12 protein-coding genes are annotated in these 14,450 nt (G+C 68.6%); 8 read left to right on the forward strand and 4 right to left on the reverse strand.

Features of this window, described 5'->3' with window-relative positions; translation table 11 throughout:
• Positions 1 to 20: 20 nt before the first annotated feature.
• Both WFQ05_RS00130 and uvrA read right to left on the reverse strand, forming a co-directional pair.
• Positions 21 to 449, reverse strand: coding sequence for a thioesterase family protein (locus WFQ05_RS00130; protein WP_130534784.1), 429 nt, complete (start codon positions 447 to 449; stop codon positions 21 to 23).
• Positions 449 to 3,406, reverse strand: coding sequence for an excinuclease ABC subunit UvrA (gene uvrA, locus WFQ05_RS00135; RefSeq protein WP_130519129.1), 2,958 nt, complete (start codon positions 3,404 to 3,406; stop codon positions 449 to 451). The genes WFQ05_RS00130 and uvrA overlap by 1 nt, the downstream gene beginning before the upstream one ends.
• A 276-nt stretch (positions 3,407 to 3,682) precedes the next feature.
• Here uvrA and rplU point away from each other — a divergent pair, with 276 nt between their 5' ends.
• From rplU to obgE, 3 genes are all read left to right on the forward strand, one after another.
• Complete coding sequence (gene rplU, locus WFQ05_RS00140) at positions 3,683 to 4,006, forward strand: 50S ribosomal protein L21 (RefSeq protein ID WP_130519127.1); 324 nt, start codon at positions 3,683 to 3,685, stop codon at positions 4,004 to 4,006.
• A 12-nt stretch (positions 4,007 to 4,018) separates the two neighbouring features.
• Positions 4,019 to 4,279: a 50S ribosomal protein L27 gene (rpmA, locus tag WFQ05_RS00145; protein WP_130519125.1), complete on the forward strand. Its 261-nt coding sequence runs from the start codon at positions 4,019 to 4,021 to the stop codon at positions 4,277 to 4,279.
• A gap of 249 nt (positions 4,280 to 4,528) precedes the next feature.
• A complete protein-coding gene (gene obgE, locus WFQ05_RS00150) occupies positions 4,529 to 5,596 on the forward strand; it encodes a GTPase ObgE (RefSeq protein ID WP_337052150.1) in 1,068 nt (355 codons plus the stop codon).
• A gap of 266 nt (positions 5,597 to 5,862) precedes the next feature.
• Here the strand turns inward: obgE and rpsT are convergent, their stop codons facing one another.
• Complete coding sequence (rpsT, locus tag WFQ05_RS00155) at positions 5,863 to 6,132, reverse strand: 30S ribosomal protein S20 (protein WP_130519121.1); 270 nt, start codon at positions 6,130 to 6,132, stop codon at positions 5,863 to 5,865.
• A 119-nt stretch (positions 6,133 to 6,251) separates the two neighbouring features.
• On the opposite strand from rpsT, the gene murJ reads away from it, so the two are divergent.
• The 5 genes from murJ (at position 6,252) to ispH (ending at position 13,343) form a co-directional block, all read left to right on the forward strand.
• On the forward strand, positions 6,252 to 7,844 hold the full coding sequence (gene murJ, locus WFQ05_RS00160; protein WP_337052727.1) for a murein biosynthesis integral membrane protein MurJ: 1,593 nt from the start codon (positions 6,252 to 6,254) through the stop codon (positions 7,842 to 7,844).
• 99 nt (positions 7,845 to 7,943) lie between these two features.
• Complete coding sequence (locus WFQ05_RS00165; protein ID WP_130529445.1) at positions 7,944 to 8,894, forward strand: bifunctional riboflavin kinase/FAD synthetase; 951 nt, start codon at positions 7,944 to 7,946, stop codon at positions 8,892 to 8,894.
• Between the two features lie 76 nt (positions 8,895 to 8,970).
• A complete protein-coding gene (gene ileS / locus WFQ05_RS00170; RefSeq protein ID WP_337052151.1) occupies positions 8,971 to 11,802 on the forward strand; it encodes an isoleucine--tRNA ligase in 2,832 nt (943 codons plus the stop codon).
• Positions 11,793 to 12,335, forward strand: a complete 543-nt coding sequence (gene lspA, locus WFQ05_RS00175; protein ID WP_337052153.1) for a signal peptidase II — start codon at positions 11,793 to 11,795, stop codon at positions 12,333 to 12,335. The genes ileS and lspA overlap by 10 nt, the downstream gene beginning before the upstream one ends.
• A 57-nt stretch (positions 12,336 to 12,392) precedes the next feature.
• Positions 12,393 to 13,343 (forward strand): 4-hydroxy-3-methylbut-2-enyl diphosphate reductase, encoded by a 951-nt coding sequence (gene ispH, locus WFQ05_RS00180; protein WP_130519113.1) that lies wholly within the window; start codon positions 12,393 to 12,395, stop codon positions 13,341 to 13,343.
• Between the two features lie 9 nt (positions 13,344 to 13,352).
• Here ispH and WFQ05_RS00185 read toward each other — a convergent pair whose 3' ends face one another.
• Positions 13,353 to 14,327, reverse strand: coding sequence for a Dyp-type peroxidase (locus WFQ05_RS00185; protein WP_337052154.1), 975 nt, complete (start codon positions 14,325 to 14,327; stop codon positions 13,353 to 13,355).
• Positions 14,328 to 14,450 lie beyond the last annotated feature (123 nt).

The raw sequence follows: 14,450 nt of genomic DNA on the forward strand, positions 1-14,450 counted from the left end.
GAAAGGCGCGAGGGCAGGCCCTAGACGCTGGCCTGGCGCACCGCCTCGGGAATCGGCGCGCTCTTGCCGGTGGCCGTGTCGATCCACACCACCACCACGTGGCCATCGGAGTACAGCACCGTGTCGTCGTTGTCGGCCACGATGCGGTGGCCGATGGTCACGCTGGAATTGCCCAGGCGCTCGACGAACAGCTCCACGACGATGTCGTTGGGCCACACGATCGGCCGACGGTAGTTGACGTCGGTATTGGCCACCACCGGCGAGATGCCGCGGCCCATGGTCTGGCCGCCGGTGACGCCGTGCAGCCAGCGCACGCGCGCCTCCTCCAGGTAGGAGATGTACTTGGCGTTGTTGACATGCCCATAGGCGTCCATGTCGCGCCAACGTACGGAGATCGGCACGCGCGCCAGCACCTTGCGCGCAATCGGGGTTTCGCTCGCTTCGCTCATCAGGAAGAGGCCTTCTTCTTGCTTGGGATCCTGGCGGACTTGGCCGCGGACTTGGCCGCCTTCTTGGCCGCCATGCGCGGCGGCAGCACCTCGTCCTTGGCCACCGCCGCCGGCTTGCTGGCCTTGGCCTTGGTGTCCGGCAGCAGGTGCGCCAGGAAGCGGCCGGTGTGCGAGGCCGGGTTGGCCGCCACTTCCTCCGGCGTGCCGGTGGCGATGATGGTGCCGCCGCGGTGGCCGCCCTCGGGGCCGAGGTCGACGACCTGGTCAGCGGTCTTGATCACGTCCAGGTTGTGCTCGATCACCACGATGGTGTTGCCGTCGTCGCGCAGCTTGTGCAGTACCGCCAGCAGATGCTCGATGTCGTGGAAGTGCAGGCCGGTGGTGGGCTCGTCCAGGATGTAGAGCGTGCGCCCGGTGTCGCGGCGCGAGAGCTCCTTGGACAGCTTCACGCGCTGGGCCTCGCCGCCGGACAGCGTGGTCGCGCTCTGGCCCAGCTTGACGTAGCTCAGGCCCACGTCCATTAGCGTTTCCAGCTTGCGCGCGATCGACGGCACCGGCTCGAACAGCTTCAGCGCGTCCTCGACGGTCATCTCCAGCACGTCGTTGATGTTGAAGCCCTTGTAGAGGATCTCCAGCGTCTCGCGGTTGTAGCGCTTGCCGTGGCACACATCGCAGGGCACGTACACATCGGGCAGGAAGTGCATCTCGACCTTGATCAGCCCATCGCCCTGGCAGGCCTCGCAGCGGCCGCCGCGCACGTTGAAGCTGAAGCGCCCCGGCGAGTAGCCGCGCGCACGCGCCTCGGGCACCTGCGCGAACAGCTCGCGCAGCGGCGTGAACAGCCCGGTATAGGTGGCCGGGTTGGAGCGCGGCGTGCGCCCGATCGGCGACTGGTCGATGTCCACGACCTTGTCGAATAGGTCCAGCCCTGTGACCTCGTCGTAGGGCGCGATCTGGTGCGAGGCGCCGTTGATCTCGTTGGCCGCCAGGCTGAACAGCGTGTCGTTGATCAGCGTCGACTTGCCCGAGCCGGACACGCCGGTGATGCAGGTGAACAGCCCCGCGGCGATCTCCAGGTCCACGCCCTTGAGGTTGTTGCCGCGCGCGCCGGTGAGCTTGAGCGTCATCTTCGGGTTGGGCTTGTGTCGCGCCTTGGGCACCTCGATGCGGCGCTTGCCAGACAGGTATTGCCCGGTCAGCGAGCGCGGCGCCTTGAGCAGGTCCTCCAGCGTGCCTTCGCCGACGATCTCGCCGCCGTGCACGCCCGCGCCCGGACCGATGTCCAGGACGTGGTCGGCCGCGCGGATCGCGTCCTCGTCGTGCTCGACCACGATCACCGTATTGCCCAGGTCGCGCAGGCGCGTCAGCGTGCCGAGCAGGCGCTCGTTGTCGCGCTGGTGCAGGCCGATGGAGGGCTCGTCCAGCACGTACATCACGCCGACCAGGCCGGCGCCGATCTGGCTGGCCAGGCGGATGCGCTGGGCCTCGCCGCCGGACAGCGTGTCGGCCTTGCGCTCCAGGGTCAGGTAGTCCAGGCCCACGTCGATCAGGAAGCCCAGCCGCTCGGCGATCTCCTTGATGATCTTGACCGCGATCTCGCCGCGCCAGCCGGCCAGCTTGAGCTCGCGGAAGAACGCCAGCGCCTGGTCCACCGGCAGCACGGCGATCTCCGGCAGCGGGCGATCGGCCACGAACACGTTGCGCGCCGCGCGGTTCAGGCGCGCGCCGCCGCATTCGGGGCAGGGCTGCTCGGAAATGAACTTGGCAAGCTCCTCGCGCACGGCCGGCGATTCGGTCTCGCGGTAGCGGCGCTCCAGGTTGGGCACGATGCCTTCGAACTTGTGCTTGCGCTGGGTGCGCCCGCCCGACTCGGTGAGGTAGGTGAAGGTCACCAGCTCATCGCCGCTGCCGTACAGCACCGCCTTCTGGACCTTCTCCGGCAGGATCATCCACGGCGCATCGACGTCGAACTTGTAGTGCTTGGCCAGCGAGGCGATCAGCTGGAAGTAGTAGGCATTGCGCCGGTCCCAGCCGCGCACCGCGCCGGCGGCCAGCGACAGCTCCGGATGCACCACCACGCGCGCCGGGTCGAAGAACTGCGCCACGCCCAGGCCATCGCACTTGGGGCAGGCGCCGACCGGGGAGTTGAACGAGAACAGGCGCGGCTCCAGCTCGGGCAGCGAGTAGTCGCACACCGGGCAGGAGTACTTGGACGAGAACAGCTGCGGCGGCGCGTCGGGCTGGTCCAGCGACATCACCGCGGCCATGCCGTCGCCCAGCTTCAGCGCGGTCTCGAAGCTCTCCGAGAGGCGCTGCTTGATGTCCTCGCGCGGCTTGAAGCGGTCGATCACCGCCTCGATGGTGTGCTTGACGCGCAGCGCCAGCGGCGGCACCGCGTCGATCTCGTAGAGCTCGCCGTCCACGCGCACGCGCACGAAGCCCTGCGCGCGCAGCTGGTCGAACACCTGGGCGTGCTCGCCCTTGCGCTCGCGGATCACCGGGGCCAGCAGCATGTAGCGCTGCTCGCCATCCAGCGCCAGCACCTGGTCGACCATCTGGCTGACCGTCTGCGCCTCCAGCGGATAGCCGTGGTCCGGGCAGCGCGGGATGCCCACGCGCGCATAGAGCAGGCGCAGGTAGTCGTAGATCTCGGTGATCGTGCCGACCGTCGAGCGCGGGTTGTGCGAGGTGGACTTCTGTTCGATCGAGATGGCCGGAGACAGCCCCTCGATGTGGTCCACGTCCGGCTTTTCCATCACGCTCAGGAACTGGCGCGCGTAGGCCGACAGGGATTCGACGTAGCGGCGCTGGCCTTCGGCGTAGATGGTGTCGAAGGCCAGCGAGGACTTGCCCGAGCCGGACAGGCCGGTGATCACGATCAGCTTGTCGCGCGGCAGATCGAGATCGATGTTCTTCAGGTTGTGCGTGCGAGCGCCGCGGATGCGGATACTGTCCATGCCTTGGGGGTCTGGCCTGTGCAGGAAGGGGAGGGCGCCGGCACGTGTCGATCCGTCGCGAATCGGTCAGCCTAGCGAGTCCCCTGTATGGGGGCAATTGACGGATTTCCTAAGGCCCCGGGGCGGCCGGACGACCCCTGGGGACCGCGGGCGGGCACGGCATGGGGTGACTTGCTCCAAGTCACTGATCCGGCTATCATTCTGCTTCTGTCCGCCCCTCGATGGGCGGCAGGCACGAGAATAACTACGAAAAGCCAACACAAAGAGGAAGCACCCATGTACGCAGTTCTGGTCACGGGCGGCAAGCAATATCGCGTCATGCAGGGCGAGACCCTGCGCGTGGAGAAGCTGGACGCCGAAGCCGGTAAGGCCATCACCTTCGACACCCTGCTGATGCTCGGCAGCGACGACGGCATCAAGCTGGGCGACGCGCTGAAGGGCGCCACGGTCACCGCGACCGTCAAGTCGCACGGCCGCGCCGACAAGGTGAAGATCATCAAGTTCCGCCGCCGCAAGCACCACATGAAGCACCAGGGTCACCGGCAGCATTACACCGAAATCGAGATCACCGGAATCAACGCTTCCGGCGACAACAAGTAAGGAGCGCAAGTCATGGCACATAAAAAGGGCGTAGGTTCTTCGCGCAACGGCCGCGACTCCAACCCGAAGATGCTGGGCGTGAAGGTCTATGGTGGCCAGGCGATCGAAGCCGGCAACATCATCGTCCGTCAGCGCGGCACGCAGTTCCACCCGGGTCCGGGCGTCGGCCTGGGCCGCGACCACACGCTGTTCGCGCTGGTCGACGGCAAGGTCGATTTCTCGGTCAAGGGCGCGGCCAAACGTCGCACCGTGAGCGTGGTGACCGAGGGCTGAGCCTTCGCGTCGCTGCGTCGCGAAAGCCCCGCTTCGGCGGGGTTTTTCGTTTGTAGCCGGGAATCGGGAATCGGGAGTGGGGAATCGGGAATGGCCAGAGCGCCTGCCGCCTCCCCGCCCTGTCCCGGTTGCGCCAGGCAATGCCGTCATGGCGTTGCTGGTCTGTTGCCGCGGCATAGAATCGTCGCCCTGCGGCGGTTCGCTCTCCCGATTCTCGTTTCCCCATTCCCCATTCCCGGCTGTTAACCCATGAAACTCGTAGACGAAGCGGAAATCCAGGTCATCGCCGGCAATGGCGGCAATGGCTGCGTCGGCTTCCGGCGCGAGAAGTTCATCCCGCTGGGTGGCCCGGACGGCGGCGACGGCGGCAACGGCGGCAGCGTGTGGCTGCAGGCCGACGAGAACCTCAACACGCTGGTCGACTTCCGCCACCAGAAGAACTTCCGCGCCCAGCGCGGCGAGAACGGCATGGGCCGGCAGATGTACGGCAAGGCCGGCGAGGACCTGACCATCACCGTGCCGGTCGGCACGATGGTGGTCAACGTCGGCACCGACGAGGTGATCGGCGACCTCACCACGCACGGCGATCGCCTGCTGGTGGCGCGCGGCGGCAAGGGCGGGCTGGGCAACATGCATTTCAAGTCCTCGATCACCCGCGCCCCGCGCCGGGCGACGCCGGGCGAGGAGGGCGAGGAGCGCCTGCTCAAGCTCGAGCTCAAGCTGTTGGCCGACGTGGGCCTGCTCGGCTTCCCCAACGCCGGCAAGAGCACGCTGATCCGCGCGGTGTCGGCGGCCACGCCGAAGGTGGCCGACTATCCGTTCACCACCCTGTATCCCAATCTGGGCGTGGTCAGCGTCGAGCCGCACCGCAGCTTCGTCATCGCCGACGTGCCGGGCCTGATCGAGGGCGCGGCCGAGGGCGCCGGGCTGGGCACGCAGTTCCTGCGCCACCTGCAGCGCACCCGCCTGCTGCTGCACCTGGTGGACATGGCGCCGGTGGACGAGGCCTTCGCCGACACCGGCGTGACCGTCTCGCCGGCCGAGCAGGTGCGCGCCATCGAGCGCGAGCTGCGCAAGCACGATCCGGAGCTGCTGGAAAAGCCGCGCTGGCTGGTGCTCAACAAGGCCGACCTGATGTTCGAGGACGAGGCCGCCGAGCGCGCCAAGGCAGTCATCGAGGAACTGGGCTGGACCGGCCCGTGGTATGTGACCTCGGCGATCTCGCGCGAGGGTACCTGGCCGATCATGCAGGCGATCATGGCCTTCTTCGACCGCCAGCGCGAAGAGGCGCTCGAGGCTGCGCAGAACGCCGGCTAGGTCTCGCGGGAGGCATGGCCGTGACGCATCCAACGCCGGAATCGGGCGGTGTCCGCCTGTGTAGAGCGGAGCTCGCTCCGCTGCTCTTGCTTGCTTCGCGCATGGGATCAGAGCTTCTGGAACAGGCGGGCGAGGGACAATCCTGGGCAAGCCTCAGCGGAGCAAGCTCCGCTCTACGGTGCCTGGCTGTTGTCTGCGGCAATCCGTGGGCAACAAAAAACCCGGCCGAAGCCGGGTTTCCTGTTGCCCTTGCCGTCAGTGGAGCGTCAAGCGGCCTTGAGGGCCTTGATGCGCGCGGTGAGGCGGCTCTTATGACGGGCGGCCTTGTTCTTGTGGATCAGGCCACGCGAGCTGAAACGGTCCAGCAGCGGCTGGGCGGTGGCGAAGGCGGCTTCGGCGCCGGCGGCGTCGTTGGCGTCGAGGGCCTTGATGACTTTCTTGACGGCGGTGCGCAGCATGGAGCGCTGAGCGACGTTGCGCGCATTGCGCACGACGGTCTGCTTGGCGCGCTTCTTGGCGGACTTGATATTGGCCACGTTGGGATCCTGAGAAGACTTGGGGTTGACGGCGGGCGGAAAAACGAACGGGAAATTATGGGCTGTTCAAGGACTTGCGTCAACCACATGGCCTGGGGTAGGGCGTGAGCACACCGAAAATGCTGAAAGGGCTGCTGTCGTTCAGCAGCATGACCATGATCTCGCGGGTGCTGGGGCTGGTGCGCGACCAGGCCATCGCCGCCAGCTTCGGCGCCAATGCGGTGACCGACGCGTTCTGGGTGGCGTTCCGCATCCCCAACTTCCTGCGCCGGCTGTTCGCCGAAGGCTCGTTCTCCACGGCCTTCGTGCCCGTGTTCACCGAGGTCAAGGAGACCCGGCCGCATGCCGACCTGCGCACGCTGATGGCCAGCGTGTCGGGCACGCTCGGCGGAGTGCTGCTGCTGGTGACCGCGCTGGGGCTGATCTTCACCCCGCAGGTGGCGATGGTGTTCAACCCCGGCTCGGCCGACGACCCGGTCAAGTTCGGCCTGATCGTGGACCTGCTGCGGCTGACCTTCCCGTTCCTGCTGTTCGTCTCGCTGACCGCGCTGGCGGGCGGGGCGCTGAACAGCTTCAACCGCTTCGCCATCCCGGCGCTGACGCCGGTGATCCTCAACCTGTGCATGATCGCCGGCGCGCTGTGGCTGGCGCCGCTGATGGGCATGTCGATCCTGGCGCTGGGCTGGGCAGTGCTGGCGGCCGGCGCGCTGCAGCTGCTGTTCCAGCTGCCGGCGCTGCGCGGGATCGACCTGCTGACCCTGCCGCGCTGGGGCTGGTCGCATCCGGACGTGCGCCGGGTGCTGCGGCTGATGGTGCCGACCCTGTTCGGCTCGTCGGTGGCGCAGATCAACCTGCTGCTGGATACGGTGATCGCCTCGTTCCTGTTCGCCGGCTCGCAGAGCTGGCTCTCCCAGGCCGACCGCTTCTTGGAGCTGCCGCTGGGCGTGTTCGGCGTGGCGCTGGGCACGGTGATCCTGCCGGCGCTCTCGCGCCACCACGTCAAGACCGACGCCGCCGGATTCTCCGCGGCGCTGGACTGGGGCCTGCGCACGACCCTGCTGATCGCCGTGCCGGCGGCGGTGGGCCTGATGCTGCTGAGCGTGCCGCTGGTGGCCACGCTGTTCCAGTACGGCAAGTTCACCGCCTTCGATACGCATATGGCGGCCATGTCGGTGTTCGGGCTGAGCTTCGGCCTGCCGGCCTTCGCCCTGCTCAAGATCGTGCTGCCGGCCTTCTACGCCCGCCAGGACACCACCACCCCGGTCCGCGCCGGCATCGTGGCGCTGGTGTCCAACATGGTGCTGAACCTGCTGTTCCTGGCGCTGCTGTACCAGCTGATGGTCAAGCCGGAGGTGCGCGCGCTGGGCGTGACCGAGGCGCTGGCGCGGACGCCCGGTCTGCATCTGGCCCTGGGCATCGCCAGCGCGGTGGCCAGCTACATCAACCTGGGCCTGCTGTGGATGTGGCTGCGCCGCGCCGGGGTGTATCAGCGCCGCGCGGGCTGGGGCGGCTTCGTCCTGCGGCTGCTGCTGGCGTGCGCGGCAATGGCTGCGGTGGTCGGCACCGGGCTGCACTGGCTTCCCGATTTCACCGTACTGCCCAAGCTGACGCGCGTCCTCGGTCTGCTGGGCTTGGTCGCGGCTGGCGGGCTCACCTACGGCGTGGTGCAGGTCGCGCTGGGCCTGCGACCGCGCGACCTGCGTGGGCACTGAGTCGGTGGGCCTTGCGCCAGCGCCTGACGGCTATACTTCACGGGTTTCCCCAGAGATTTCCTGGGCGGCCTCGTCTGGCCGCCCGATCGCCCAATCCCGATGAGCAGGCTGTTCCGTGACATCGAAGGCGGGGTACTGACCCCGGGTGGCAGTGTGGTGTGCATCGGCGCCTTCGATGGCCTGCACCTGGGCCACCGTGCGCTGCTGCGCCATGCCCAGGCGCGCGCCCGCGCGCTGGGGCTGCCGCTGGTGGCGGTGAGTTTCGAACCGCTGCCGCGCGAGTTCTTCCAGCCGCAGGACCCGCCGCCGCGCCTGAGCCTGCCGCGCGCCAAGGTCGAAGGCCTGCTGCAGGGCGGGGCCGACCGCATCGGCCTGCTGCGCTTCAACCAGCGCATGACCGCGATGTCGGCGCAGGATTTCGTTCACACGCTGCTGGTCGGGCGCCTGGCCGCGCGCGAGGTGTGGATCGGGCCGGAGTTCCGCTTCGGCCACAAGCGCGGCGGCGATGTGGCGCTGCTGCAGGCGATGGGCGCGGAGCTGGGCTTCGCCGCGGGCCAGATCGAGCCGGTGCACTGCGCCGATGGCGAGCGTGTGTCCTCCACCCGCATCCGCGCCGCGCTGCGCCAGGGCGACTTCGTCCATGCGGAGCGCCTGCTCGGCCACCCGTACGCCATCGGCGGGCGGGTGGTGCGCGGCAAGCAGTTGGGCCGGACGCTGGGCTTCCCCACCGCCAACCTGCGCTTCCCCAAGACGCCGGCGCTGAGCGGCATCTACGCGACCTGGGTGCATGGGCTGACCGAGCGGCCGTGGCCGTCGGTGTCCAGCTTCGGCACCCGGCCCACCGTGGAGGGCGTGGAGCCGTTGCTGGAGGCGCATCTGTTCGACTTCAGCGGCGACCTGTATGGGCGCCATCTGCGCGTGGAATTCGTCGCCAAGCTGCGCGACGAGGAAAAATTCGACGGCCTGGAGGCGCTGACCGAGCAGATGCAGCGCGACGCCGCCAACGCCCGCCGACTGCTGTCCGCCGAACGCCTGCGGGCCACGGCCTGAACGATCATCTTCTTGAATCCAGGCCCGCGTGGCGCCGCGCAGGCCTCCCCCGCATAGCCGCAGAGAACCGCCACCTGTGAGTACCGACTACAAAGCCACCCTGCATCTGCCGGCCACGGAGTTCCCCATGCGCGGGGACCTGCCCAAGCGCGAGCCGGACACGCTCAAGCGCTGGTACGACCAGGATCTGTACGCGCAGCTGCGCGCCAACGCCAAGGGCCGGCCGCTGTTCGTGCTGCACGACGGCCCGCCCTACGCCAACGGCGCCATCCACCTGGGCCATGCGGTCAACAAGATCCTCAAGGACATCATCGTCAAGTCGCGCTATCTGGCAGGCTTCGATGCGCCCTACGTGCCGGGCTGGGACTGCCACGGCCTGCCGATCGAAATCGCGGTGGAGAAGAAGTGGGGCAAGGTGGGCACCAAGCTGGACGCGCGCGCGTTCCGGCAGAAGTGCCGCGAGTACGCCGAGGAGCAGATCGATCTGCAGCGCAAGGACTTCAAGCGCCTGGGCGTGATCGGCGACTGGGACCATCCGTACAAGACGCTGAACTTCCGCTTCGAGGCCGACGAGATCCGCGCGCTGGCCAAGATCGTCGCCAACGGCCATCTGGTGCGCGGCGCCAAGCCGGTGCACTGGTGCTTCGACTGCGGCTCGGCCCTGGCCGAGGCCGAGATCGAGTACCAGGACAAGGTCTCCCCGGCGGTCGACGTGGGCTATGCCGCGCGCGATCCGCAGGCCCTGGCCGCGGCGTTCGGCGCGCAGGCGCCGGCCGGGACCGAGGTGGCCGTGCCGATCTGGACCACCACGCCGTGGACGCTGCCGGCCTCGCTGGCGGTGAGCCTGGGCCCGGAGCTGGACTACGTGCTGGTCGAAGGCCCGGCCCGCGACGGCGCCCCGCGCTGGCTGGTCGTGGCCGAGGCGCTGGCCGCGCGCGCTCTGGCGCGCTACGGCGTGTCCGAGGTGGTGGTGCACGGTCGTGCCAAGGGCGCCGCGCTGGAAGGCCTGCTGCTGGGCCATCCGTTTTACGCCGAGCGTGACATCCCGCTGATCCTGGGCGATCACGTTTCCGCCGAGGACGGCACCGGCGCGGTCCATACCGCGGCCGGCCACGGCCAGGAGGACTACGCGGTCTGCCTGAAGTACGGTCTGGTCGATCGCTACACTGCCGCGCAGATCACCCCGGTCGACGGACGCGGCGTGTACCTGCCGTCCACGCCGCCGTTCGGTGAGCTGGCGCTGGCCGGCCAGCACATCTGGAAAGCCAACGACGCCATCGTCGAAGGCCTGCGCGGCAACGGTGCGCTGCTGGCCTTCCATCCGCTGACCCACAGCTATCCGCACTGCTGGCGGCACAAGACACCGGTGGTGTTCCGCGCCACGCCGCAGTGGTTCATCTCGATGGACCAGGCCAACCTGCGCAGCGATGCGCTCAAGGCCATCGATGCGGTGAAGTGGTATCCCGAATGGGGCCGCGCGCGCATCGCCGGCATGGTCGAGGGCCGCCCGGACTGGACGATCTCGCGCCAGCGTACCTGGGGCGTGCCGATCGCCTTGTTCATGCACCGCGAGACCGGCCTGCCGCACCCGGACAGCGTCGCGCTGATGGAGCAGGTGGCGCTGAAGGTGGAGCAGGCCGGCGTGGACGCCTGGTACGACCTGGATCCGGCCGAACTGCTCGGCGATGCGGCCGCCGACTACGAGAAGGTCACCGACATCCTCGATGTCTGGTTCGACTCGGGCGTGAGCCACGAGGGCGTGCTGCTGGAGCGCGGCTTCGGCAAGCCGGCCGACCTGTACCTGGAAGGCAGCGACCAGCATCGCGGCTGGTTCCAGTCCTCGCTGCTCACCGGCGTGGCCATCGACAAGGCCGCGCCGTACCGGCACTGCCTGACCCACGGCTTCACCGTGGACGAGCACGGCCGCAAGATGTCCAAGTCGCTGGGCAACGGCATCGAGCCGCAGGACATCATGAAGACCCTGGGCGCGGACATCCTGCGCCTGTGGATCGCCAGCGCCGACTACAGCAACGAGATGTCGCTGTCGCAGGAGATCCTCAAGCGCAACGCGGACGCCTACCGCCGCATCCGCAACACCGCACGCTTCCTGCTGGGCAATCTGCATGGCTTCGACCCGGCCGTGCACCTGCGTGAGCTGGACGACATGGTCGCGCTGGATCGCTGGATCGTGCATCGCGCCTGGCAGCTGCAGGAGAAGATCGAGGCCGCCTATGCGCGCTACGACCTGCCGGCCATCGTGCAAGCGCTGCTGAACTTCTGCAGCGTCGACCTGGGCTCGCTGTACCTGGACGTGACCAAGGATCGCCTGTACACGATGCAGGAGGATTCGCGCGGCCGCCGCAGCGCGCAGAGCGCGATGTACCGCATCGCCGAAGCCTTCGTGCGCTGGATCGCGCCGATCCTGAGCTTCACCGCCGACGAGATGTGGGGCTATCTGCCCGGCAATCGCCTGGACAACGTGCTGTTCACCACCTGGTACGACGGCCTGGCGCCGCTGCCGCCGGATGCCAAGCTGGGCGAGGCCGACTTCGACGCGCTGCTGGCCCTGCGCGAGCAGGTGGCCAAGGTGCTCGAACCGATGCGCGCCAGCGGCGCGATCGGCGCGGCGCTGGACGCGGAGATCGCCATCGCCGCCGACGCGGCCACCGCCGCGCGCTGGCAGCCGTTGGCCGATGAGCTGCGCTTCCTGTTCATCAGCGGCGATGTCACCGTGCGCGAGGCCAGCGCCGAGGCGCTCTTCGTCAGCGCTCAGCCGACCGACAAGCCCAAGTGCGTGCGCTGCTGGCAGCGTCGCGCCGACGTCGGCGCCTACGCCGCGCATCCGGAGCTATGCGGGCGCTGCGTGGACAATGTCGATGGCGCGGGGGAGGACCGGCAATGGTTCTGAACCAAGCGCAGCACCCGGGCGCCGCGACGCGGCAGCCTTCGGCACTGATCTGGCTGCTGCTGTCGGCCGTGGTCATCGGCCTGGACCAGTGGTCCAAGGCCTGGGTGCTGACCAGCCTGCCGGAGTTCCAGGCGGTCAAGGTGATCGACGGCTTCTGGAACTGGTACCGCACCTACAACACCGGCGCGGCCTTCAGCTTCCTCAGCAACGCCGGCGGCTGGCAGATCTGGTTCTTCACCGCGCTGGCGCTGGGCGTGTGCGGCCTGCTGGGCTGGTGGCTGTCGCGCACGCCGCGCGGCGACTGGCGCGTGGCCCTGCCGTACGCGCTGGTCATCGGCGGCGCGCTGGGCAACGTGATCGACAGGCTGGTGCACGGGCATGTGGTCGATTTCATCCAGTGGTACGTGGGCGACCACTACTGGCCCTCGTTCAATATCGCCGACTCGGCTATCGTCTGCGGCGCGGTTGGCATTGCGCTGTTCGGGCTGAGCAAGAAGGGCGGGGCCGAGGCGCGGGCCACGGAGAAGCCGTAGGGCCCACGGGACCGCTGTTACGCGTTCCTTTCCCCTCACTCCTCTACACTGCCTGCCATGGACGTCCTGCTCGCCAATCCCCGCGGTTTCTGTGCCGGCGTCGACCGCGCCATCGAGATCGTCAAGCGCGCCATCGAGACCCTGGGCGCGCCGATCTACGTGCGCCATGAGGTCGTGCACAACCGCTTCGTGGTCGACGACCTCAAGCGCCGCGGTGCGATCTTCGTCGAAGAGCTCGACGAGGTGCCGGACAACAACACGGTCATCTTCAGCGCCCACGGCGTGTCTCAGGCCGTGCGCGCCGAGGCCGGCCGGCGCGGGCTGAAGGTCTTCGATGCGACCTGCCCACTGGTGACCAAGGTCCACCTGGAAGTGGCGCGCCACTGCCGCGCCGGACGCGACGTGGTGCTGATCGGCCACGCCGGCCACCCCGAGGTGGAGGGCACGATGGGCCAGTGGGATCGCGAGCGCGGTACCGGGCGCATCTACCTGGTGGAGGACATCGACGATGTCGCCACGCTGCAGATCGAGCAGCCGGACAACTTCGCCTATACCACCCAGACCACGCTGTCGGTGGACGACACGGTCGGCATCATCGAGGCGCTGCGCGCCCGTTTCCCGGCGATGCAGGGGCCCAAGAACGACGACATCTGCTACGCCACGCAGAACCGCCAGGACGCCGTGCGCGACCTGGCGCGCGAATGCGACCTGGTGCTGGTGGTCGGTTCGCCCAACAGCTCCAACTCCAACCGCCTGCGCGAGCTGGCTCAGCGCGACGGCGTGGAGGCGTATCTGATCGACGGCGCGCAGGAGATCGATCCGCGCTGGATCGCCGGCAAGCGCAGGGTCGGCGTGACCGCCGGCGCCTCGGCGCCGGACGTGCTGATCGACGGTGTGATCGCGCGCCTGCGCGAGCTGGGCGCCAACGACGTCAGCGAGCTGGCCGGCGAGCCGGAGAGCATGGTCTTCGCCCTGCCCAAGGAACTGCGCCTGCAGCTGGTGGACTGACCGGCGCGGTCAGTCGCCCATCGCGTCCAGCACCGCGCGTGCCGGCACGAAGAACACCGCCCCGGTCTTGGCGGTGGAGAAATCCAGGATGCGGTCGTGCAGCGGCGCCGGGTCGCCAATGAACATGCGTTCGAGCATCTTCTCGATCACCCACAGATGGCGCGTGTAGCCGATGAAGTAGGTGCCGTACTCGCCGCGCGCCGGCGAGGCGAAAGGCATGTTGTCGCGCAGGATGTCGTGCTCGCCCTGCGCATCGCTGATCGTGCACAGCGTCTTGTGCGATTTCTGCGCCGGCGCCGGGGCGTCCGGCAGCTCGGTGTTGTCGAACTTCCTGCGCCCGATGATCGCCTCCTGCGCCTCCACCTGCTGTGCGCGCCAGGCGTCCAGGTCGTGCAGATACTTCTGGATCACCACATAGCTGCCGCCGACGTGGTCCGGATCCTCCTGGCCCACCAGCGTGGCCTGCGGCAGCGCCAGCCCGTCCGGATTGGCCGTGCCGTCGACGAACTCGAGCAGGTCGCGCCCGTCGAAGTAGCGGAAGCCGCTGACTTCATCGACCGGCTCGACCGCATCGCCGAAGGATTGCAGCAGCAGCTTCTCGAACTCCACGATCAGGTCCAGCGTGGGCGCGCGCAGGTGGTAGAGCAGATCGCCTGGCGTGGAGACGGCGGTGTGGGCCGCGCCGCGGATCTCCCTGAAAGCATGCAGCTCGCGCGGCTTGGACAGCCCGGTCAGCGCCTCCCAGACCCGCGACCCGATGCCGACATTGCAGGTGAAGCCACGGCTGAGGTCGCGGCTGGTGATGGTCTTGATCAGATCGCCGGTGGCGCCGAGCGTGGTGCGCACGGCCGCGTGCGCCTGTGGCGTGTCCTTGACGTTGAGCACCAGGAACGTCGCGGCGATGGACAGCGGTGCGTCGATGGCCTGCGGCTCTGCGCCCGCAGGCGTGGCGTCGGACGAAGCGGCGGTGGTGCGGGCGGGCATGGCGGCTCCTTGCGGCGGCGAGGGCGGGGCAGGGCGCCGAGGGCGCGTCCAGCGCGATGATGCCGCGTCCCGCACCCCGCGTCGCGCAGTGGCAGCGCCGCTGGACACGATCGTGCCCACCGG

Source organism: Pseudoxanthomonas sp. USHLN014 (assembly GCF_037153335.1).
GTDB classification, from domain to species: domain Bacteria; phylum Pseudomonadota; class Gammaproteobacteria; order Xanthomonadales; family Xanthomonadaceae; genus Pseudoxanthomonas_A; species Pseudoxanthomonas_A winnipegensis.